14 protein-coding genes are annotated in these 22,090 nt (G+C 64.2%); 10 read left to right on the top strand and 4 right to left on the bottom strand.

The window, feature by feature from the left end; translation table 11 throughout:
* Positions 1 to 3 precede the first annotated feature (3 nt).
* Positions 4 to 1,254 carry a BaiN/RdsA family NAD(P)/FAD-dependent oxidoreductase gene (locus tag C8N35_RS19435; RefSeq protein ID WP_107991409.1) on the bottom strand — a complete coding sequence of 417 codons (1,251 nt, stop codon included), beginning with the start codon at positions 1,252 to 1,254 and terminating at the stop codon, positions 4 to 6.
* A 243-nt stretch (positions 1,255 to 1,497) separates the two neighbouring features.
* On the opposite strand from C8N35_RS19435, the gene C8N35_RS19430 reads away from it, so the two are divergent.
* Positions 1,498 to 5,259, top strand: coding sequence for a beta strand repeat-containing protein (locus C8N35_RS19430; RefSeq protein ID WP_170122182.1), 3,762 nt, complete (start codon positions 1,498 to 1,500; stop codon positions 5,257 to 5,259).
* A gap of 36 nt (positions 5,260 to 5,295) precedes the next feature.
* On the opposite strand, the gene C8N35_RS19425 is transcribed toward C8N35_RS19430, so the two are convergent.
* On the bottom strand, positions 5,296 to 5,574 hold the full coding sequence (locus C8N35_RS19425) for a DUF2293 domain-containing protein (protein WP_342753515.1): 279 nt from the start codon (positions 5,572 to 5,574) through the stop codon (positions 5,296 to 5,298).
* Between the two features lie 435 nt (positions 5,575 to 6,009).
* Between C8N35_RS19425 and C8N35_RS19420 the strand changes: the two genes are divergently transcribed.
* From C8N35_RS19420 to C8N35_RS19410, 3 genes are all read left to right on the top strand, one after another.
* On the top strand, positions 6,010 to 7,761 hold the full coding sequence (locus C8N35_RS19420; protein WP_107991408.1) for a B12-binding domain-containing radical SAM protein: 1,752 nt from the start codon (positions 6,010 to 6,012) through the stop codon (positions 7,759 to 7,761).
* A gap of 103 nt (positions 7,762 to 7,864) precedes the next feature.
* Positions 7,865 to 8,473, top strand: a complete 609-nt coding sequence (locus tag C8N35_RS19415) for an MOSC domain-containing protein (protein WP_107991377.1) — start codon at positions 7,865 to 7,867, stop codon at positions 8,471 to 8,473.
* A gap of 239 nt (positions 8,474 to 8,712) precedes the next feature.
* Positions 8,713 to 9,144 (top strand): DUF4399 domain-containing protein, encoded by a 432-nt coding sequence (locus C8N35_RS19410; RefSeq protein ID WP_428977124.1) that lies wholly within the window; start codon positions 8,713 to 8,715, stop codon positions 9,142 to 9,144.
* 24 nt (positions 9,145 to 9,168) lie between these two features.
* On the opposite strand, the gene C8N35_RS19405 is transcribed toward C8N35_RS19410, so the two are convergent.
* Complete coding sequence (locus C8N35_RS19405) at positions 9,169 to 10,131, bottom strand: hydrogen peroxide-inducible genes activator (protein WP_107991375.1); 963 nt, start codon at positions 10,129 to 10,131, stop codon at positions 9,169 to 9,171.
* A gap of 330 nt (positions 10,132 to 10,461) precedes the next feature.
* Between C8N35_RS19405 and katG the strand changes: the two genes are divergently transcribed.
* Entirely contained in the window at positions 10,462 to 12,645 is a 2,184-nt protein-coding gene (gene katG / locus C8N35_RS19400) for a catalase/peroxidase HPI (RefSeq protein ID WP_107991374.1), read from the top strand.
* Positions 12,646 to 13,043: 398 nt separating this feature from the next.
* Here the strand turns inward: katG and tsaA are convergent, their stop codons facing one another.
* The gene (tsaA, locus tag C8N35_RS19395) at positions 13,044 to 13,589 is read right to left on the bottom strand and encodes a tRNA (N6-threonylcarbamoyladenosine(37)-N6)-methyltransferase TrmO (protein ID WP_107991373.1); all 546 of its coding nucleotides are present in this window, start codon (positions 13,587 to 13,589) and stop codon (positions 13,044 to 13,046) included.
* A 421-nt stretch (positions 13,590 to 14,010) separates the two neighbouring features.
* Here tsaA and C8N35_RS19390 point away from each other — a divergent pair, with 421 nt between their 5' ends.
* From C8N35_RS19390 to metH, 5 genes are all read left to right on the top strand, one after another.
* The gene (locus tag C8N35_RS19390) at positions 14,011 to 15,099 is read left to right on the top strand and encodes a DUF2336 domain-containing protein (protein ID WP_107991372.1); all 1,089 of its coding nucleotides are present in this window, start codon (positions 14,011 to 14,013) and stop codon (positions 15,097 to 15,099) included.
* 97 nt (positions 15,100 to 15,196) lie between these two features.
* On the top strand, positions 15,197 to 15,913 hold the full coding sequence (locus C8N35_RS19385) for a B3/B4 domain-containing protein (protein ID WP_107991371.1): 717 nt from the start codon (positions 15,197 to 15,199) through the stop codon (positions 15,911 to 15,913).
* Between the two features lie 269 nt (positions 15,914 to 16,182).
* The gene (locus C8N35_RS19380; RefSeq protein ID WP_210203610.1) at positions 16,183 to 17,229 is read left to right on the top strand and encodes an ArsR/SmtB family transcription factor; all 1,047 of its coding nucleotides are present in this window, start codon (positions 16,183 to 16,185) and stop codon (positions 17,227 to 17,229) included.
* A 1-nt stretch (position 17,230) separates the two neighbouring features.
* A complete protein-coding gene (gene metF, locus C8N35_RS19375) occupies positions 17,231 to 18,145 on the top strand; it encodes a methylenetetrahydrofolate reductase [NAD(P)H] (RefSeq protein ID WP_107991370.1) in 915 nt (304 codons plus the stop codon).
* Positions 18,146 to 18,162: 17 nt separating this feature from the next.
* Entirely contained in the window at positions 18,163 to 21,882 is a 3,720-nt protein-coding gene (gene metH / locus C8N35_RS19370; protein WP_107991369.1) for a methionine synthase, read from the top strand.
* Positions 21,883 to 22,090 lie beyond the last annotated feature (208 nt).

Genomic DNA, 22,090 nt, shown 5'->3' with positions numbered 1-22,090 from the left:
TTCCTAGGCGTCAATGGGTTTGAAATCCTGAGCAGTCGTCGTTGATTGCCCCACCCCAGCCGCCACCCCTGACGCCCAGGCCCACTGAAAATTATACCCGCCGAGCCAACCCGTTACATCCACCGCCTCGCCGATGAAATACAGCCCCGGCACCGCCTTCACCTCCATCGTCTTGCCGTCCAGCGCCCGCGTGTCCACCCCGCCGAGCGTGACTTCCGCCGTGCGGTAGCCTTCCGAGCCGACGGGTTTCACCGTCCAGGCGTTCACGGCCGTCGCGATTTCGCGAAGGCGCTTGTCGGAAAGCGTGCCCAGTGCCGCGTCGGCCTTCAGGCGAGTGGTGATCGCCTGCGCCAGGCTCTTGGGCAGGAAGGTGGCAAGAATTGTCTGCGGCGCCTGCTTCGGCGTTTGTCCGCGTGCGGCGCGTAGAATTTCGAACGTGTCCACGCCCGGCGCCATGTCCAGCGTGATGGCCTCGCCCTCGCGCCAGTAGGACGAGATCTGCAGGATCGCAGGCCCCGACAGCCCCCGGTGGGTGAAGAGAACCGCCTCGGTGAAGCTCCTCTTGCCGCACGATACCCGCCCCTCGAGCGAGACGCCCGCAAGCGCCCGCGTCTCCTCCAGAAAACCCGGCTCGAAGGTCAGCGGCACCAGCGCGGGGCGGGTCTCGACGACGGGAACGGAGAACTTTCGCGCCACATCGTAGGCAAACGCGCTCGCGCCCATTTTCGGGATCGACTTGCCGCCCGTTGCCACCACGAGCGATGAACAGGCGATGATCGCGTCGCCTGCGCGGGCATTGTGCGCCACCAAGCGGAAACCGTCGCCGTCGCGCTCGATGTCGCGTGCCGTCGTTGACAGCATCAGCTTCACGCCGGCCTCGAACATCTCGCGCCCCAGCATGTCGACGATCTGCGTCGCCGGGCCGTCGCAGAAAAGCTGGCCTTGTGCCTTGTCATGCCACGCGATGCCGTGGCGCTCGATCTTCGCGATGAAATCGGCCGGCCGGTAGCGTTTCAGCGCGGAGATCGGAAAGCGCGGGTTTTGCGACAGATAGGCGCCCTGCGGCGTGCCGAGGCCGTCATTGGCATGAAGGTTGGTGAAGTTGCAGCGCCCGCCGCCGGAAATGCGGATCTTCTCGCCCGGCTTTTCGCCGTGTTCGATGACGAGCACCTTGCGCCCCTGCCTGCCGGCTTCCACCGCGCACATCATCCCGGCCGCACCCGCCCCGATCACCACCACGTCGTATCGCGTCATGTCCGCTTCCATGTTCCGCCCGCGCTTTCGCCGGCCATGCGGTTCCGCCTACCAGAGTAGGCGATGAAGGTCATCAGCGCCGCGAGAAAGGCGGTGGCTTTTCCTGCCGCCTTTCTCGAAAAAGCGCCCAATGGGAAGGAAAACGCGCTTTTCCCGACCTCGCTTCCCCATGTGGGGAATGCCCAAGATGCGGCTGCGACGTTATGTCCTGAACTGTCCGTTCAGCATGTGAGGGGTTGGGGCATGACGGTTACAACATCGGGCGATCTGGAGACAACGGGCAGTCTCGTCACGCTGATCGGCGTGAGCGGAACGGGGGCAATGACGGTCGATGGCGGGTCGGTCGTCACCTACAATGGCAATACCGATCCGGGTGCGACCCATATCCGGCTCGGCGGCGAGGCAACGGGGGTGGGAACGCTCACCATCACCGGCACCGGTTCGGCGATCGATTTCGTCGGCATCGGTAACGACGACGTCTTCATGCACGTCGGTTATTTCGGCTCCGGCACCGTCAATATCGTGAACGGCGGTTCGCTGACCATGACGGATGTGCCGAATACCGAAAACAGCGGCTCCACCTTCAGCCTCGGCCGCCAGGCCGGTGGCTCCGGCACCATGACCGTCGATGACGGCACCATCGACATGTCCGGCTGGTACGCAACCATCCATGTCGGGCGCGAGGACGGCACCGGCGACATGACCGTCTCCAACGGGTCCACGGTCGACCTGACCGGCACGGCGATTGCGGCGCTCAATGTGGGGCGCAACGGGACGGGCGCCACCAGCGGCACGATGTCGATCGAAAGCGGCTCCACCGTCACCGTGCATGCGGGCAACGGGACGGCGGTCGATCCGTCCTTCGAGCCGGGGGCGCTCCTGACTGTCGGGCGCAACGGTTCGACCGGCGATCTCGATATCGACAATGCCAGCCTGATCATCGAGGCGAGCACGGGCGAGGCGGGCGGCAATCTCGGCCGCGACAACGCCACCGGCACCATCGATGTCACAAATGGCGGCCTGCTGCGTTTCACCTCTTCCGATCTCGATGCCTACTACAATGTCGGCCGGCAGGCGGGCGGCAACGGCACGCTCACCGTCACCGGCGGCACGTTCGAGATCAAGGGCACCGGTGCGGACAGCTACGCGGCACTCAACCTTGGCCGTGACGGCGGCACGGGTGCGGCGAACTTCGATGGCGCGTCGGTAACCGTGTCGTCGACCTCGCAGACGGCGATCGTCCGCCTCGGTCATGTCGCCGATGGCGTCTCCACCGGCGGCTCGGGCTCCATGGTGCTCGCCAATGCCAGCACTTTCGCGCTGTCCGGCGATTTCGCGCAGTTTTCGGTGGCCTATTCCGCCGGCACCAGCGGCACTCTTCAGGTGCTGTCGGGCAGCACGCTCACGCTGACGGGCACGGGCGGCGCGGCTGTCGACAGCGCCTTCAACGTCGGCGTGAACGAGGGGACGACCTCGGCCACGGCGCTGATCGACGGGACGGGCTCCGCCATCCAGAGCGCCGATCTCGCGCTCATCGGCTACAACAGCTACTTCAGCGCCACGCCCGCCGGAAACGGCGCGCTCACCATATCTTCGGGCGGGCTGCTTTCGGCGGGCGAGGTCATTGTCGGCAGGGGCGGAACGCTTGTTCTCGACAATGGCAGCGTGGATGCGGGCACGGGGATCATCGGCATCAACGCCGGCACCCTGCAGGTGGAGGCCGGCGGCATCGGCAATCTCACCGGCGAAACCCAGGTTCTTGGCGGGGCCTCCATTATCTTCGGCGTATCGGCGGATGGTGCGAGCGCCGGCAGGCTCGATATCTCCGGCTCCTTCACGGCGGACGATACGGTCAATTTCGTGATACAGGCGGCCGGCGGCTATCTCTTCTCGGCAACCGATACCTATGTCCTGATCTCCTCCGCCAGCGCGCTCGATATCGATTTCGCGAGCATCGCGGCTGCCGACCAGAACGCCAACTTCGCCTACATCCTCCACACGAACGGCGGCGACACGCAGCTCTCGTTCACCGCGCTCAACAACGGCGACGGAACGGGCGATGCCGTCCTCGATCTCTCCGATTTCACCAGCAAGGGCGTGACGGTGAGCTACGACGCCGATACCGGCGTCGGCTCCGCGGAAAACACCGATCTGCTGGCGGCACCGGACCTCGGCGGAAGCGCGTTCTTCAACGTCGAGCGCATCCTGGGCACGGCGGCGGCCGATGTCATCGCCGTCACGGGCACGGGCGGCGGCGCCATCGCGCTCGATGGCGGCGGCGGCGGCGATACGCTGACGGGGGCTTCGGGTGGCGACATGCTGCGTGGCGGCGCGGGCGGGGATGCGCTCGCCGGCGGCGCGGGCTCCGACTGGGCGCTTTATGACGATGCAGCGGCCGGGCTGGTTGCCGATCTGCAGATGGTGGGGACGAATACGGGAATTGCCTCGGGCGATACCTATTCCTCGATCGAGAACCTGCTTGGCTCGGGCTACGCCGACGTGCTGCGCGGCGATGCCGGGGCGAACATCATCGATGCGGGCGACGGCAACGACATCCTGCAAGGGCGCGATGGCGACGACACGCTCAGGGGCGGCAACGGCAACGACGTGTTGCGCGGCGGCGAGGGCGCGGACACGCTCGACGGCGGTGCCGGCATCGACTGGGTCGACTACTCCACGTCGGCGGCGGGCGTTGTCATCAACCTCGCCAACACTGCGGCGGAAACGGGAGGCGAGGCCGAGGGAGACACGCTCATCGGCGTCGAATACGTGCTGGGTTCCGCGCACGCGGACACGATCATGGGGGATGGCGCGGCCAACGCGCTGCGTGGATACAGCGGAAATGACAATCTGATGGGCGGCGCGGGCGACGACTACCTGCGCGGCGAGGATGGCAACGACATCCTGCGCGGTGATGCGGGGGCCGATCGTCTCGACGGCGGGGCGGGCAACGACTGGGCGAGCTACTACAATTCCTCCGCCGGCATCGTCATCAACCTCTCCGATGGCGCGGCAGAGAGCGGCGGTGACGCCGAAGGCGACGTATTGATCGATGTCGAGTACATTCTGGGCTCCACCCACAACGATGTCATCATGGGAGACGGGAACACCAACGTCCTGCGCGGCTACGGTGGCAACGACAACCTGATGGGGGGCGCCGGAAACGATATCCTGCGCGGCGAGGACGGCAATGACGTCCTGCGCGGCGACGCGGGGGCCGACCGGCTGGAGGGCGGCGCGGGGATCGACTGGGCGAGCTACTACAACTCCGCTGCGGGCGTGGTCGTGAACATGGCCGACAACGCCGCCGAGCGTGGCGGCGATGCAGAGGGCGACGTGCTGGTCGATATCGAGTTCGTGCTGGGATCCGCACACGATGACACCATCATCGGCAACGGCGCGGGAAATCTCATCCGGGGCCATGATGGCAATGACCAGCTCATCGGTCTCGGCGGCAACGATATCCTGCGCGGCGAGGGCGGCAATGACGTTCTTCGCGGCGATACGGGCGCCGACCAGCTCGACGGCGGCGCCGGGACCGACTGGGTGAGCTATATCGGTTCGGCCTCGGGTGTGAACGTCGATCTGGGCGACGGCCTGACGGAGACGGGCGGCGATGCGGAGGGCGACACGCTGATCGCCATCGAACACGTGCTCGGTTCCAGCCACGACGACACGCTGACGGGAGACGGCGGCGGCAATTACCTGCGTGGCTATGGTGGCAACGACACCATCGCCGGAGGCGGCGGCAACGACATCCTGCGCGGCGAGGCGGGCACCGATACCTTCGTCTTCGCTGACAACTGGGGCAACGATCTGCTGCTCGATTTCGAGGATGGCGTCGAGATCATGGACATGACCGCCGTCACCGGGCTGACAGACTTCTCGCAGCTCACCGTCACCGATATGGGCGCCGATACGCTGGTGTCCTATGCCGGAGACAGCATCAGGCTGACGGGCGTCGCCTCGGCCGATGTCGACTTTTCCGACTTCTTGTTCGCATAGCGGCGCAGGCGGGAGAGGGATGTCCCGGTGCGCCCTTCAGACCCCGGGCAGTTCCTCTTCCGCCGACACCCGCCGTGCGCAACCCCAATCGGTGAGCACCGCATTCATCTCGTCCACCACGAAAAACCGGGCCGCATCCGGCTCGTAGCCTTCGGTCAGAAGCGAGTCGTATTCCGTGTGGGCGTGGCGCACGCGCGAGGTCGTGGCGAGCCACACCGCGATGGCGGGAGGTAGATGACGCAGGTGCCCTGCCTGGGCTGCGGAAAAAATCGCCTCCGCGTCGTCCATCGGTACGCGCGGAACAAGAGCGCGCAAGGCCTTTCGAATGTCTTTTTGTCGTTTTGTTCCGCCGCCCACTCGTATTCCCGTCATGATTTGCGTGGCAAGGTGATCTTCTGATCGTTGCATTCGCGCTGCAGAATTATCTGAAAGTCAGTCTCTCCTTGCGTCAACTATCCGCAGTCTCCACACTGTAGCGGCAACAAGATACCGGCTGAAGGCATCCGGACATCGCGTCCTTGATGTCGTCGGTGCCGGCGGTCGATCCGGATGCGCGTACGCGCCGACGCTTCCGGCCTGCGGCGCGAGGATAATGGAGACCACATGGCCGTAACAGGCTCCGACACGATTACCACAGACCTGCCGCCTGCCGTCACGATCCATGCCAAAGCGGCATCTCGCGAACCTGAGCGTGAGGCGGCGGGCCGGGGCGAGGTCGCGGGAAAGCCATCGGGCGTCTTCCATTTCGTCATGATCAAGCCGACCCATTACGACGATGACGGCTATCCGATCCAGTGGCTGCGTTCGGCCATTCCCTCCAACACGCTCGCCTGCCTCAACGGGCTGGCGGAGGATGCGCGAACGCGCGGCGTGCTGGGCGAGGGCGTCGATATCCGCCTGCACACCTTCGACGAGACAAACCGCCGGGTGCGGCCGGAAAAGATTGCCCGGATGATCGAGCGCGAGGGCGGCACCGCGCTGATCGGGCTCGTCGGGGTGCAGTCCAACCAGTTCCCGCGCGCGCTCGATCTGGCGCGATCGTTCCGCGCCCATGGCCTTGCCGTGATGATCGGCGGCTTCCATGTCTCCGGCTGCATCTCGATGCTGCCGGAAATGCCGCCGGAGATGGTCGCCGCGCAGGGCGAGGGCATCTCGTTCTTCGCCGGCGAGGCGGAGGAGCACCGGCTCGACGAGGTCTTTCGCGAGGCTTACGCCGGCACGCTCAAGCCGCTCTACAATTACATGAAGGACCTGCCGGGCCTCGTCGATGAGCCGACGCCGATCCTGCCCTCCCAGCATATCGGGCGCACGGCCGGATCGCATTCCTCGTTCGATCTCGGGCGCGGCTGCCCCTATCAGTGCTCGTTCTGCACCATCATCAACGTGCAGGGACGCAAGAGCCGGTTCCGCTCGCCCGACGATCTGGAACGCATCATCCGCGACAATCTCGCCCAGGGTATCAACCGCTTCTTCATCACCGACGACAATTTCGCCCGCAATCGCGAATGGGAGGCGTTCTTCGACCGGCTGATCCGGCTTCGCGAGGACGAGCGGCTGGACATCAAGTTCATCATCCAGGTCGATACGCTCTGTCACAAGATCGATGGTTTCATCGACAAGGCGACGCGGGCCGGCGTCAACCGGGTGTTCATCGGGCTGGAGAACATCAATCCGGAAAACCTGCTGGCGGCCAAGAAGCGGCAGAACAAGATCACCGAATACCGCGACATGCTGCAGGCCTGGCGCGAGCGGGGCGCCACAACCTATGCCGGCTACATTCTCGGCTTTCCCGGCGACACGCGCGAAACGATCCTGCGCGACATCGCCATCATCCGGAAGGAACTTCCGCTCGATCTGCTGGAGTTCTTTTTCCTCACCCCGCTGCCCGGCTCCGAGGACCATCTCAACCTCTACAAAAAGGGCGCGTGGATGGACCCGGATCTCAACAAGTACGATCTCAACCACCGCGTCGCGCATCACGGCAAGATGTCGGATGCGGAATGGGAGCAGGTCTATCGCGAGGCATGGGACGCCTATTATTCGCCCGATCACATCGAGACGGTGCTGCGCCGCGCCGCCGCCCACCCCAGGGGGCGGCCGGGCAACAAGCTCTTTCTCATGCTCTGGTTCTACCTGATGGTGAAATACGAGGGCGTGCATCCGCTGGAAGGCGGCTATTTCCGCCTCAAGCACCGCCGCGACAGGCGCAAGGGGTTGCCGCTGGAAAACCCGCTCACCTTCTATTCCCGCTTCGTTGCCGAGACGGTGATGAAGCATCTGGGCTATGGCAGCGACCTGGCGCGCGTCTACTGGCGCTATCGCAAGGTCAAGGCGGACCCGAACCGGCGTGCCTATACCGACCGTGCGCTGTCCAGCGGCGATCTCGACATGGAAGAACTGGAGATGTTCACCCAGACGGCCGGCGGTCAGGCGGCGGTCGACAAATCGCACCGCGACAAGAAGCTCCGCGAGGCCGCGCGTTCCGGGGTGGCGGCGGAGTAGCCGGCGGCTGTCGAAGACGGGGAATGAGCCGACGTCGCTCGACACGCGCACGCTCGGCGGTTAATCCTCGGCTCCGATTTTCCGCATCGCAAGGAACCGCTCCATGTCGGCCGATCTGTTCAGCAACGAGATGTTGCGCATCCATCCCGCCCGCAAGATCTCCGGCACCGTGGCGCGGCTGCTGGCGGCGGAAGGCGATGCCTTTCCCACCAGCGCTGTCGAGAGCCTGACGTTCACCTTCGAGGGCATTCCCGGCGATTTCCATGCCGGCTCCACCCGGCGCTCCGGCGGGCGCGAGCCCTGGTATCCGCGCGGCACGGAGATGCGGAACGAACGCCAGATCTCCATCCTCGCCGTCGATGAACTCGCCGAGATCGCGAAGCGGATGGAGATCGAGAAGATCGAGCCGGAATGGATCGGCGCCAACGTGGTGATGGACGGCCTGCCGCGACTATCGATGATCCCGCCGCGCACGCGTCTGGTTTTCGAAAACGGTGCAGTGCTGCGCGTCGACGGACAGAACGGCCCGTGCCGCATCGCCGGCAAGTCGATCGCGGCCCACTATCGTGACCGTGAAGGCCTTGACCTCGCATTCCCCAAGGTGGCGGCGCGGCTTCGCGGGCTCGTCGCCTGGGTGGAAAAGCCCGGCACCGTCGCTCCCGGTGAGGCGGTCACGGCCAATATCCCCGAACAGTGGATCTACGAAGCGTAGGAGCGGTTCAGGGTCCAGACACTCGTGCTTCGCCCCGCCCTTGCGAGGACGCCGGAAGGGCAGCCTCGCAAGGGCGGGGCGATACGTGAAAGCGGCGATCCGCCTGCTCGCGAACGCGGAAGATGTCGGGGTGGCAATTTCTCGGAGGGTGGCAAATTCTCGGCACGCTCCCAATCCTGCCATGTTGCTGGTCTTCGATGGGTGGACGTAACGGTGACAGGAACATGAGGGAGGATGCCGTGTACCGAATTCTTGCAGCATTGACGGTCGCATTGCCGCTCGGGCTACTGCCCGCAGCCGCGCTCGCCGGCGAAACGCCCGCGCCCGAGGGCGCGAAGGTCTACATCATCCAGCCCAAGGACGGAGCAACGGTAAAGAGCCCTGTCACGGTTCTCTTCGGTCTGGAAGGCATGGGGGTGGCACCGGCCGGCGTCGCCAAGGACAAGACCGGCCATCATCACCTGCTGATCGATACCGAGATGACGGGCGAGGCGCTCAACGAGCCGATCCCCTCTGACGATCATCACCGCCATTTCGGCGGCGGTCAGACGGAGGCCACGATCGATCTGCCGCCGGGCAAGCACACGTTGCAGCTGATCATGGGGGATGCGAACCACATCCCGCACACTCCCCCCGTCATGTCGGACAAGGTGACGATAACGGTCGAGTGACAGGAGCTCAGGCCGGGACGCGTGTTACGGTACGACGGTGATGGCATCCTCGGACGCCGCCACGCCGGGCGTGGCGCGCCGCTGTCGGCTGCCGGCATGAGTTTGGCCGGCGGCGGCGATCAAGGCGGCAAGCGCCTCGAAATCGTGCTTGCGCGGCGAGGTCTTGCGCCAGGCCAGCCCGATGGTGCGCGCGGGCTGCGGTTCGATGAAGCGCAGCAGCGCGATGCGTTCGTCGCGCACCTCAACATCGGTGCAGATCTCCGGCAGCAGCGTCACGCCGTAGCCGGCGGCCACCATCTGCATCACCGTGGTCAGGCTGGTGGCGCCGAAATTCGAAAAGCGTCCCATGCCGAGCGGCGAGCAGTAGGTCAGCGCCTGGTCGCGCAGGCAATGGCCTTCCTCCAGCAGCATCAGCCTGTCGGGCGCGATCTCGCCGGGTGCGACCCGGTGGCGTTCGTCGAGATCCGGGGTCGCCTGTGTCGCCAGCAGAAAGCGGTCGGAAAACAGTTCTCGCGTCTCCACGTCCGCATGTCCCGCCGGCAACGCCATCAAGACCACGTCAAGGTCGCCATTGACGAGCTCGTCGATCAGCGTTTCCGTCAGCGTTTCGCGCAGGCGCAGGTCGAGGCCGGGATATTTGTGCTCCAGTTCGGGCAGCACGCGGGGCAGGAGATAGGGCGCGATGGAGGGAATGATGCCGAGGCGGAGCGTGCCGTTGAGCACGCTCGCAGTGTGCCGACCGTAGTCCATGAGATCGCGTGCCTCCGACAGGATGATCTCCGCGCGTCGGGCGACTTCGCGCCCTTCGCGGGTCAGGCGGATCTCGCTGGGGCGGCGCTCGACAAGCGTGACGCCGACGGTCGTTTCCAGCTCGCGGATCTGCATGGAGAGCGCCGGCTGGGTGACCGCGCAGGCGCGCGCGGCCTTGCCGAAATGGCGGTGACGGGCGAGCGCTTCGAAATAGCGCAACTGTTTCAGTGTGATCATGCCTGATAAGATAATCTTATCGTAAGGCCTATGCAAACGAATTAGAATTAATCAAATCAACGGGTCATACTGCCTCTCGAAAGCGATCCGGAGTTTTCTCTGGCGGTCGCTCTCGCCCCCGGGCCGAATGTCCGGGAAAGATGTAAACTCTGTATTTTATAGTTATTCAGTCTGTATTTTAGATGTTTTGTAGATGTTTATGCATCTGGGCGAAAAGATAACGGGTGAGTGGAATGCGCGGTCATGACTGGTCGACACTCGCTATAACTGAATCCTTGTGAAGAGACGATCCGCCAGGGCGGACTGCTGGAAAAGGACTAGGAGAGGACGATGGACGCTAAACTCAAAGAGGTGAATGACAGCTCCGGCAAGTGCCCGGTGATGCACGGTGGCAACACGGCTTCCGGCTCCACCGTCATGGAATGGTGGCCGAATGCGCTGAACCTCGACATCCTGCATCAGCACGACACGAAGCCGAACCCGATGGGCAAGGACTTCGACTATCGCGAGGAGCTGAAGAAGCTCGACGTCGCGGCGCTGAAGAAGGATCTCACCGACCTCATGACCGACAGCCAGGAATGGTGGCCGGCCGATTGGGGGCATTATGGCGGGCTGATGATCCGCATGGCCTGGCACGCGGCCGGCTCCTACCGCATCGCCGACGGGCGTGGCGGCGGCGGCACCGGCAACCAGCGGTTCGCGCCGCTCAATTCGTGGCCGGACAATGTCAGCCTCGACAAGGCGCGGCGCCTGTTGTGGCCGGTCAAGAAGAAGTACGGCAACAAGGTCTCGTGGGCCGACCTGATCATTCTGGCCGGCAACATCGCCTATGAGTCCATGGGCCTCAAGACCTTTGGCTTCGCCTTCGGCCGCGAGGACATCTGGCATCCGGAAAAGGATGTCTACTGGGGCGCGGAGAAGGAATGGCTGGCGCCTTCCGACGAGCGCTACGAGAACGTCGACGATCCCAAGACGATGGAAAACCCGCTTGCCGCCGTGCAGATGGGGCTGATCTACGTCAATCCGGAAGGCGTCAACGGCACGCCCGATCCGTTGAAGACGGCGGCCCAGGTGCGCGAGACCTTCGCCCGCATGGCGATGAACGACGAGGAGACGGCGGCGCTGACAGCCGGCGGCCACACCGTTGGCAAGACCCATGGCAACGGCGATGCCAAGGCGCTCGGGCCGGAGCCGGAAGCCGCCGGCGTCGAGGCGCAGGGCATGGGCTGGGAAAACCCCAACCAGCAGGGACTGGCGAGCTATGCCGTGACTTCGGGCCTGGAAGGGGCGTGGACGACCCATCCCACGACCTTCGACATGGGCTTCTTCGACATGCTGTTCGGTCACGAGTGGGAGCTGCGCAGGAGCCCTGCGGGTGCCCAGCAGTGGGAGCCGGTGGACATCAGGGAAGAAGACAAGCCGGTCGACACCTCCGATCCCTCCATCCGCCACAACCCGATGATGACGGATGCCGACATGGCCATGAAGATGGACCCGACCTACCGGGCCATCTGCGAGAAGTTCATGGCCGATCCGGAGTACTTCAAGGACACCTTCGCCCGCGCCTGGTTCAAGCTGACCCACCGCGACATGGGGCCGAAGGCGCGCTACATCGGTCCGGACGTGCCGGCCGAGGACCTCATCTGGCAGGATCCCGTTCCGGCCGGTTCCACCCGGTATGACATCGGCAACGTCAAGGCGAAGATCGCGGCGAGCGGGCTCTCCATCGGCGAGCTGGTGTCAACCGCCTGGGACAGCGCGCGCACCTTCCGTGGCTCCGACATGCGCGGCGGCGCCAACGGCGCACGTATCCGTCTCGCCCCCCAGAAAGACTGGGAAGGCAACGAGCCGGCGCGTCTGGCCAAGGTGCTCGGCGTTCTGGCGCCGATCGCGGCCGAGGCAGGAGCGAGCATCGCCGACGTCATCGTACTGGCCGGCAATGTCGGCATCGAGATGGCGGCGAGGGCGGCCGGGCATGATGTCTCCGTGCCCTTCGCTCCGGGTCGCGGCGACGCTTCGGACGAGATGACCGACGGCGACAGCTTCGAGCCGCTGGAGCCGATCCACGACGGTTATCGCAACTGGCTGAAGCAGGACTACATCGTGTCGCCGGAAGAGCTGATGCTCGATCGCACCCAGCTCATGGGCCTGACCGCACCGGAAATGACCGTGCTCGTCGGCGGCATGCGCATGCTCGGCACCAATCACGGCGGCACCGCTCACGGCGTGTTCACCGACAGACCGGGCGTCCTGACGAACGACTTCTTCGTCAACCTCACCGACATGGCCAACCGCTGGGTTCCGGTGGGCGATGGCACCTACGAGATCCGCGACCGCAAGTCCGGCGCGCTCAAGTGGACGGCCACGCGCATCGATCTGGTGTTCGGATCGAACTCGATCCTCAGGGCCTATTCGGAAGTCTATGCCCAGGACGATGCGCAGGAGAAGTTCCTGAAGGACTTCGTCGCCGCCTGGACGAAGGTGATGAACGCGGACCGCTTCGACATCGTCTGAGGCGCTCAGTCGTGTACGGCCGGCGCCAATTGCCGGCCAATGCGCGAATTGCCGGTCGGAGCGGGGGCGCCCCGCCCGACCGGTGAAAATCCGACCGGCGCAAATGTCGTGTGCCGGTCCGCGCCCCGGCGTTTCCTTCCGGGGACGATGGCGCGTTGCGATGGAACGAAACGGCGGGTCCCGCATTGTCGGATCGTTACCCGCGCTTTGAAAGAAGCTGCGAGCCACGGCATGCCACGGCATTCACGAACCCGATCCCGGGTACCCGGCTTCCTCACGAGCCGGGTGGGTGCACCTTGCCGGTGCCTTCGGGCACCGGCTTTTTTTTGCCCTTGCCCGTTTTGCTCGTTCCCGGGATGGCTCGGAACGGGCGGCGAGGGCCATTCAGGTCCTTTTCGTCAGTCCTCGGTTTCCTCGTTTCCTTTCGGCAGGTCCTTTGAGCGGCGGCCGGGATAGGGTGCGTGCGCACGCCATGCGACGGTTGCTTCAGGCCGGGCGTCGGTTTCCGAGAAATAGGGTTTGATGTCGATCAGCGGTGTGCCGTCCAGACAGTCGAGGCCGCGCACGTCGAGACCGGTCTCGTCGATCTTCAGCAGATCGACGACGGACAGCGCGATCGGATTGGGCCTTGCGGGAGAGCGCAGCGCAAAAACACCATGCGTCTTGTCGTCGAAGGCCGGCGACTGGATGATCAGGTTTCGCGGCGCCTCATGCATCCAGTAGAGAATATAGAGGTTGGAACAGCCCTCCACCGATTGCAGCCCCAGCCTGAAGGGCTCGTCCAGCTCGATGCGGCAGACTTCCTGATTGCCGGCGCCACGGCGCGGGCAATCGCTTCGCGTTTTCCACGGCGTGCGGATGCGGCCGATGAAAATGACCGCGGCATCCCGGGCGGTCTCAGCCGGGTCGAAGGGGAGGGCGATTTCGCCCGGGCGTTTTTTCATGGAGCGAGCAGGGTCCGTTTCCACAGGGCAGGTTAGCAAAATAGAAAAATAACACCGTATGGGGGAAGGCCCGCAAGGATTCGCTTCGACGCAGGGCGAATGGTCCGATGCCCTGGCGACACGGGCGTCAATGCAGGACTGATGTCGTCTCCTCCAACCGATGCGTCGATGAAACCGCGCGGAAACGCTGCAACAACAGTAACTTGCCTGATGGTTCTTTCGCCCTTGTCATTCGTTGCAATTTCAGGGTCAGTGAATTCGATAAAATTTGAATCAAGTCAGCCGCAAATTTTATTTTGGTTTTATTCATGTACGATACAAATCAGAATCAAAAAAACGCAAGTCATAAGGCGAATATTTAATCGGCGATGCAATACAAATCGCTTCGGAGCGACACATAACCCTGGCGGCAGAGTATCCAATGAGCGAGTCAATCCAGACGGAACTTGTAAACTTCTCGATGCTCGAGGAGGCGGCGACGCAGGAACAGCGCGAAGAGCTGACCCGCAACGTCGTCAATCTGTATTCGCTGACATCGGCTACCTGCTCCAAGGAGCAGATAGATATCTATGACGCAGTGCTGATGCGTCTGGCCGATCTTGTCTCCGATGATGGCCGCAGCCACATGGCCGAGACGCTTGCCAAGCTGCGCCGGGCGCCGGAATCCGTGGTGCTCAAGCTCGCCAACGACATCATCGATGTCGCCCGGCCGCTTCTCGAGACCTCGACAATCCTGCGCGACGCGGATCTGATCGAGATCGCCAAGAAGCAGAGCCAGGATCACATGCACGCCATAGCGGGGCGCGACGTGCTCTCGGAAATGGTCACCGACGTGCTTGTTGAAAACGGCGACAAGCCGGTCAAACACCGGCTCGCCGCCAATCACGGCGCGGCGTTTTCCGACCAGAGCGTCAACAAGCTGCTGCACGCGGCGGAAGACGATCAGGAATTGCAGCTCAGCCTCGGTCTGCGCGGCGATCTGCATGACGACTACATTGTCCGCCTGATCGCGATCGCCTCGGAGCAGGTGCGTCAGCGGCTGGTGGAGCAGGGTGAGGGCGGGGCGGCTTCACGCATCCCGCAGGCAGCCCGTCTCGCCGCTCAGCGCATGTCGAACGAATACTGGCTGGCGCGCTACGATTTCGAGACCGCACAGGAAGCGGTGCTTGGCCGCTTCGGCCGCAACGGCCTGTCGGAACAGCTGCTGCGCCGCTTCGCCGAGGAGGACCGCTTTCCCGAGGCCGTCGTCACCTTCGCCTGTCTTGCGGGTATCGGTCTTTCCGAGGCCATGCACTGGATGGTGCGCGTCGACACCCAGCCCTTCGTCGTGATGGCGCGGGCCTGCGGGCTGACGCCGATGACGGTGCAGGCGCTCCTCAAGATCGGTCCCTGGCGCCACCGGCTTTCGGCCGACATGCGCATGGAAACCTTCAACCGCTATCAGTCGCTCAACCGCGACAAGGCACGGCGCATGGTCGCCATGTGGCGCGACCAGCGCATGGCGAGCTGAACCGGCGGCGCATGAGCCCGCGATTTCGGTTGAAAACGACAACACGGCCCGGCGGGAAAATCTTCCCATTGCCGGGCCGTTTGGCTAATGATGGGGCATGCGCCTCGATATCTCAGATCTCACCCAGGATTTCCCCGACTTTCGTGTGGCGGCCGTCATGGTCACCGGCGCGCTGATCGCGCCGCGCAACGATCATCTTGCAGAGGAGATCGCGCAGCGCGAAGAGGCTTTCCGCGAGCGTTGGGGCGAGACGGCATTGTCCGAGATCCCGGGCATCGCTGTCTGGCGCGCGGCCTACCGTGCCTTCGGCATCAAGAAGACAAGCTACCGTTGCTCGGTGGAGCGGCTTGCCAAGAACGCGCAAGGCGCGCGGCCGATGCCGGAGATCAACGCCTTCGTCGATGCCTACAACGCGATTTCGCTGACCCATGTCATGCCGCTGGGCGCCGATGATCTCGATTGCGTCACCGGCGACATCGCCTTCCGCCATTCCCGTCCCGGCGACGATTTCCGTGACATGGGCGTCACAGACAAGCTCGGCGAGCCGGTGAACGATCCGCCCAAGGAGGGCGAGGTCGTCTACGCGGATGCCGAGAAGGTTCTGTGCCGGCGCTGGAACTGGCGCCAGGACGCGCGCTCGCTGGTTACTGCCAAGACCACGCGCGCCGTGGTCACGGTGCAGTACAACGGTGCGGGCGATCTGGAAGCCGCCGTTGAGGATCTGCGCGAGATGCTGCACCGCTATTGCGGCGGCACCAGCGCCTTCGTCATCGCCGAGGCCGCAAATCCCACGGTGGACCTGCCGGAGCTTTGAAGGTGGGGCTGCACGGCAAACGCCGCGGGAACAGTCCTCTTCCGCGCGAGGCTCGTTCTGGTCGGAATATGCTCTAGAGATCTCGCAGGAAGGCAATAGGGCACGAGCCAATCAGGTACGGCCGAGAGCGCAACCTCCGTGACCCATTCAACCTCTCCTATCCGCATAGACGTTCGCTAACCCTGTCGCCCTTCCGCGCCCATTCCCCCTTGCAACGTCGCTCGCGTCAGGTATAAAGATATCTTTATATCCATCTATGGAACGGAGCGATGGTTTTCAGCGATCTCGCCTTGCCGCTTGACGATCTCCTGAACGGGCTTCGTGCCGCCGGTGAGGCGACGCGGGTTCGTCTGCTTGCGCTTCTCATGCAGAGCGAACTGACCGTGAAGGATGCGACAACCATTCTCGGTCAGAGCCAGCCGCGCATTTCGCGTCATCTGAAGCTGCTGACCGAAGCCGGCCTCGTGCAGCGCTTTCCGGAAGGCTCGTGGGTTTACTACCGGCTTGCCGACAATGCCCAGGGAGGTCTCGTCGAGGCGCTGCTGTCGCGGCTCGATGCGGCCGATCCGGTGGTCGAGCGCGACCGTGAGCGGCTCGATGCCATCAAGCGCGCCCATGCGGAGGCGGCGGCTGCCTATTTCCGCGCCCATGCGGAAAGCTGGGACAGCCTTCGCACCCTCTACATCGCCGAAGACGCGGTGGAGGACGCCATGCGCGAGGCGATCGGCAGGGAACATTTCGGCCGCATGCTCGACCTTGGCACCGGCACGGGGCGCGTTCTGGAGATCTTTTCGGATCTTTACGAGAACGGGCTCGGCGTCGATACCAGCCACGACATGCTGCGCGTCGCGCGCGCCAATATCGAGCGCGCCGGCATGCACTCCGCCCAGGTGCGCCACGGCGATATCTATTCGCTGCCGGTTGCCGGCCAGCGCTTCGACGTGGTGACCATTCATCAGGTCTTGCACTATCTTGAGGATGCCCCGGGCGCCATCGCAGAAGCCGCACGGGCGCTGGAACCCGGTGGACGGCTGCTCGTCGTCGATTTCGCGCCGCACGAGCTTGAATTCCTCAGAACCGACCATGCCCATCGAAGGCTTGGTTTTTCACACGGGCAGATGGCCGGCTGGCTCAAGGCCGCCGGTCTGGAGCTCGTTTCCGTGCGCGATCTTCCGCCGCCGGTCGATCGGCCGGCCGATGCGGGAGATCCGCTGACCGTCACCCTCTGGCTTGCCCGCGACCCTCACGTTTCATCCCGCCCCTCATTTGGGGCCGAAACCGAGATCGCCGCCGAGCCCGCCAAGGAAGTCGCCTGACATGATCGAACACGCCAACGAACGACACGCCCGGCAGACCGGTGAAAACGACGTCCATGTCTCCTTCGAGTTCTTTCCCCCAAAGAGCGAGAAGATGGAGGAGAGCTTGTGGCAATCGATCACGAAGCTGGCGCCGATCGCGCCGCTGTTCGTGTCGGTGACCTATGGCGCGGGCGGCTCCACGCGCGAGCGCACCCACAACACGGTGGCGCGCATCCTGAAGGAAACCGGGCTGAAACCCGCCGCCCATCTGACCTGCGTCGACGCCACGCGCGATGAGGTGGACGAGGTCATCCGTTCCTATTGGGAGCTGGGCGTGCGCAATATCGTGGCGCTGCGCGGTGATCCGGCGGCCGGTATCGGCACCGCCTACCAGCCGCATCCCGACGGTTACGTCAACGCCGCCGATCTTGTCGCCGGCATCCGCCGTATCGCGGATTTCGACGTTTCGGTCTCCGCCTATCCCGAAAGGCACCCCGAGAGCGCCGACTGGGGCGTGGAGCTCGACAATCTGAAGCGCAAGGTGGATGCAGGCGCGGCGCGTGCCATCACCCAGTTCTTTTTCGACAACGACATGTTCGAATCCTATCTGGAGCGGGTGAGGGCGGCCGGGATCGACATTCCGATCATTCCCGGCATCGTGCCGATCCATTCCTTCAAGCAGGTGGCGAGCTTTTCCGCCAAGACGGGCACCAGTGTGCCGGATTGGCTCGCGCACCGTTTCGAAGGCCTCGACGAGGATCCTGAAACGCGCAAGCTGGTGGCGGCCACCGTCGCGGCGGAACAGGTCATGGATCTGGTGGACCGCGGCGTCACGGATTTCCATTTCTACACGATGAACAAGGCCGATCTTGTTTTCGCGATCTGCCATCTTCTCGGTCTGCGTCCCAAGACCCCGGAACAGGAAGCCGCCTGAGCGGCAAGTTAGGCATCATGACCAAAGACAATCCGACGCTCGAGCGCCTCAAGGCGCTGGCGAAAGACCGTATTCTGGTACTTGACGGCGCCATGGGGACGATGATCCAGGCGTTGCGGCTGGAGGAGCCCGACTTCCGCGGCAAACGGTTCGCCGACTGGGCGCACGACCTGAAGGGCAACAACGATCTGTTGTCCATCACCCGGCCGGCCGACATTGAGGAGATCCACTACAAGTATCTCGCCGCCGGCGCCGATATCGTTGCGACCAACACGTTCTCCTCCACCACCATCGCCCAGGCCGATTACGGCATGGAGGAGCTTGCCTACGAGCTCAATCTGGAAGGGGCGCGGGTGGCGCGGGCCGCCTGCGACCGGATGGAGAGGGACGATCCGTCTCGCCCGCGTTTTGTCGCCGGCGGTTTGGGGCCGACCAACCGTACCGCCTCCATCTCGCCCGATGTCAACGATCCGGGCTATCGCGCCGTTTCGTTCGACGATCTGGCCAAGGCCTACGCGCAGGCCGTGAACGGGCTGATCGACGGCGGCGCCGACATCATTCTCGTCGAGACGATCTTCGACACGCTCAACGCCAAGGCCGCCCTCTTCGCCATCGAGGAGGTGTTCGGGGAAAAGGGTGTGCGCCTGCCGATCATGATCTCCGGCACGATCACCGACATGTCGGGCCGCACGCTGTCGGGCCAGACGCCGGCCGCCTTCTGGTATTCGCTGCGCCACGCCGGGCCCTTCACCATCGGTCTCAACTGCGCGCTCGGCGCAAGGGAAATGCGCGCCCACATCAGCGAGCTCGCGCGCACTGCCGACACCTTCGTCTGTGCCTATCCCAACGCGGGCCTTCCCAACGAATTCGGCGAATACGACGAAAGCCCCGAGGCGATGGCCGAGATGCTCGGCGAATTCGCGCAGGCCGGCCTCGTCAACGTGGTGGGGGGGTGCTGTGGCACGACGCCCGACCACATCGCCGCGATCGCCGAAGCTGTCGCCCCGCACAAGCCGCGCGCCCTGCCGGAAATCCCGCGCCAGATGCGGCTTTCCGGGCTGGAGCCCTTCGTGCTGACGCCGGAGGTCAACTTCGTCAATGTGGGCGAGCGCACCAACGTCACCGGCTCGGCGCGCTTTCGCAAGCTGATCCGCGAAGGCGACTACGCCGCCGCGCTCGATGTCGCGCGCGACCAGGTGGAGAACGGCGCCCAGGTCATCGACATCAACATGGACGAGGGTCTGCTCGACAGCGAGCAGGCGATGGTCACCTTCCTCAACCTGGTCGCCGCCGAGCCCGACATCGCCCGCGTGCCGATCATGATCGATTCATCGAAATGGACGGTCATTGAGGCGGGGCTGAAGTGCATCCAGGGCAAGGGCATCGTCAATTCGATTTCGCTGAAGGAAGGCGAAGAGGCCTTCATCCATCACGCGAAGCTGGCGCGTGCCTATGGCGCGGCGGTCGTCGTCATGGCCTTCGACGAGGACGGCCAAGCCGACACGAAGGAACGCAAGATCTCGATCTGCAAGCGCTCCTACGACGTGCTGGTCGACAAGGTCGGCTTCCCGCCGGAAGATATCATCTTTGATCCGAACATCTTCGCGGTCGCCACCGGCATCGAGGAGCACAACAACTACGCCGTCGATTTCATCGAGGCGACGAAGTGGATCCGCGAGAACCTGCCGCACGCCCATATTTCGGGCGGCTTGTCGAACCTGTCCTTCTCCTTCCGCGGCAACGAGCCGGTGCGCGAGGCGATGCACTCCATCTTTCTCTACCACGCCATCGCGGCCGGCATGGACATGGGCATCGTCAATGCCGGCCAGCTCGCCATCTATGACGATCTCGATCCGGAACTGAGGGAGCGTGGCGAGGACGTGGTGCTCAACCGCCGCGAGGACGCCACCGACCGCATGCTGGAGATCGCGGAGAGGTATCGCGGCGAGGGCGGCAAGCAGCGCGTCGTCGATCTCGCCTGGCGCGAACTGCCGGTCGAGAAGAGGCTGGAGCACGCATTGGTCAACGGCATCACGGAATATGTGGTGGAAGACACGGAGGAGGCTCGACTGAAGGCCGAGCGTCCGCTGCATGTCATCGAGGGCCCGCTGATGTCGGGCATGAACGTGGTCGGCGATCTGTTCGGCTCAGGGAAAATGTTCCTGCCGCAGGTGGTGAAATCCGCCCGTGTCATGAAACAGGCCGTGGCCCACCTGATGCCCTACATGGAGGCCGAGAAGCAGGAGGGCGAGCGCTCCAACGCCGGCAAGGTGCTGATGGCGACAGTGAAGGGCGATGTCCACGACATCGGCAAGAACATCGTCGGCGTCGTGCTCCAGTGCAACAATTTCGAGGTGATCGACCTCGGCGTCATGGTGCCGGCGGCGAAGATCCTGGAAACGGCCAAGGCGGAGAAGGTCGATCTCATCGGTCTTTCCGGCCTGATCACGCCGTCGCTCGACGAGATGTGCCATGTGGCCGCCGAAATGGAGCGCGAGGGCTTCGACGTGCCGCTGATGATCGGCGGGGCGACGACCAGCCGTGTGCATACGGCGGTGAAGATCCATCCGAACTACGCGCGCGGGCAGGCGATCTATGTCACCGATGCCAGCCGCGCGGTGGGGGTTGCCTCGCGGCTGATGGGCAAGGAGCGCGACAGCTACTACGCGGAAATCCGCGAGGATTATGCCAGGCTCGCCGAAGCCCATGCACGCGGCCAGGACAACAAGAAGCGTGCCAGCCTTGCGCAGGCGCGCCGCAACCGGTTCGTTCCCGAATTCGCCGACTACACGCCGAAAAAGCCGGGCTTCCTCGGCACGAAGAAGATCGAGAACTATCCGCTGGAAGATCTCGTTTCCGCCATCGACTGGACGCCGTTCTTCTCCTCGTGGGAAATGAAGGGCAGCTATCCGGCCATTCTGACCGACAACACCTTCGGCCCGGCCGCGCGCGCACTGTTTGAGGACGCGCAGCGGATGCTGGAGGAGATCGTCGGGAAGAGGCTTCTGAGGGCCAATGCGGTCATCGGTTTCTGGCCGGCGGCGGCGGATGGCGACGATATCGTGCTCTATGAGGACGAAGCGCGCACGAAGCGCCGCGCGACGCTGCACACGCTGCGCCAGCAGATGGTGCGTTCGGGCGGGGGGCGCAACAACGTGGCGCTCGCCGACTTCATGGCGCCCGAAGATGCCGGCATCCCCGACTATATCGGCGGCTTCGCGGTGACCGCCGGGCTCGGCGAGGAGGAACTGGCGAAGTCGTTCGCCGACAAGAACGACGACTATTCCAAGATCCTCTCCCAGGCGCTTTCCGACCGGCTGGCGGAAGCCTTCGCGGAACGGTTGCACCAACGCGTCCGGACCGAATATTGGGGCTACGCGAGCGACGAGAAGCTCTCGAACGCCGATCTGATCGCGGAAAAGTACCAGGGCATCCGGCCCGCACCGGGCTATCCGGCGCAACCCGACCACACCGAGAAGGCGACACTGTTCGACCTTCTCGATGCGGAGGCCGCAACCGGTATCCGACTCACCGAGAGCTACGCCATGTGGCCGGCGTCTTCCGTCTCGGGGCTCTATTTCGCCCACCCCGGTTCCCATTATTTCGGCATCGGCAAGATCGAGCGTGACCAGGTCGAGGACTATGCCGCGCGCAAGGGCTGGGACGTGGACGTGGTGGAGCGCTGGCTCGCGCCGATCCTCAACTACAATCCGCACGCGCGCGAGGCCGCGGAATAGGGGCCGCACGCGCGAAGCTGCGGAGCAGGGGACACCGCCTTTCGAGGCGGAACGCACGGGCTCGTCCGTCTCGACGGACAGGCCACTTGCTCCCGGCCGCGCTCCCTCGGGCTTGCACGACACCTCAGTGTGAACGCTGCGTTCAAGGAACAGGGGCTTATGTTGCGCCGCAAAAAGTGCAAAACAGCCGTTTGAACAATTCCCGCCT

Origin of the sequence: Breoghania corrubedonensis (assembly GCF_003053845.1) — a bacterium.
Lineage (GTDB): Bacteria > Pseudomonadota > Alphaproteobacteria > Rhizobiales > Stappiaceae > Breoghania > Breoghania corrubedonensis.
This window is presented reverse-complemented; position numbering and strand designations above follow the sequence as displayed.

Excerpts from the sequence above, each read along its gene's own strand:
- C8N35_RS19415 (WP_107991377.1), top strand. The coding sequence starts at position 7,865 with ATGTCGGCCGATCTGTTCAGCAACGAGATGTTGCGCATCCATCCCGCC.
- C8N35_RS19380 (WP_210203610.1), top strand. The coding sequence starts at position 16,183 with ATGGTTTTCAGCGATCTCGCCTTGCCGCTTGACGATCTCCTGAACGGG.
- C8N35_RS19430 (WP_170122182.1), top strand. The coding sequence starts at position 1,498 with ATGACGGTTACAACATCGGGCGATCTGGAGACAACGGGCAGTCTCGTC.
- metF (WP_107991370.1), top strand. The coding sequence starts at position 17,231 with ATGATCGAACACGCCAACGAACGACACGCCCGGCAGACCGGTGAAAAC.
- C8N35_RS19405 (WP_107991375.1), bottom strand. The coding sequence starts at position 10,131 with ATGATCACACTGAAACAGTTGCGCTATTTCGAAGCGCTCGCCCGTCAC.
- C8N35_RS19390 (WP_107991372.1), top strand. The coding sequence starts at position 14,011 with ATGAGCGAGTCAATCCAGACGGAACTTGTAAACTTCTCGATGCTCGAG.
- tsaA (WP_107991373.1), bottom strand. The coding sequence starts at position 13,589 with ATGAAAAAACGCCCGGGCGAAATCGCCCTCCCCTTCGACCCGGCTGAG.
- C8N35_RS19435 (WP_107991409.1), bottom strand. The coding sequence starts at position 1,254 with ATGACGCGATACGACGTGGTGGTGATCGGGGCGGGTGCGGCCGGGATG.
- C8N35_RS19385 (WP_107991371.1), top strand. The coding sequence starts at position 15,197 with ATGCGCCTCGATATCTCAGATCTCACCCAGGATTTCCCCGACTTTCGT.
- katG (WP_107991374.1), top strand. The coding sequence starts at position 10,462 with ATGGACGCTAAACTCAAAGAGGTGAATGACAGCTCCGGCAAGTGCCCG.
- metH (WP_107991369.1), top strand. The coding sequence starts at position 18,163 with ATGACCAAAGACAATCCGACGCTCGAGCGCCTCAAGGCGCTGGCGAAA.
- C8N35_RS19420 (WP_107991408.1), top strand. The coding sequence starts at position 6,010 with ATGATCAAGCCGACCCATTACGACGATGACGGCTATCCGATCCAGTGG.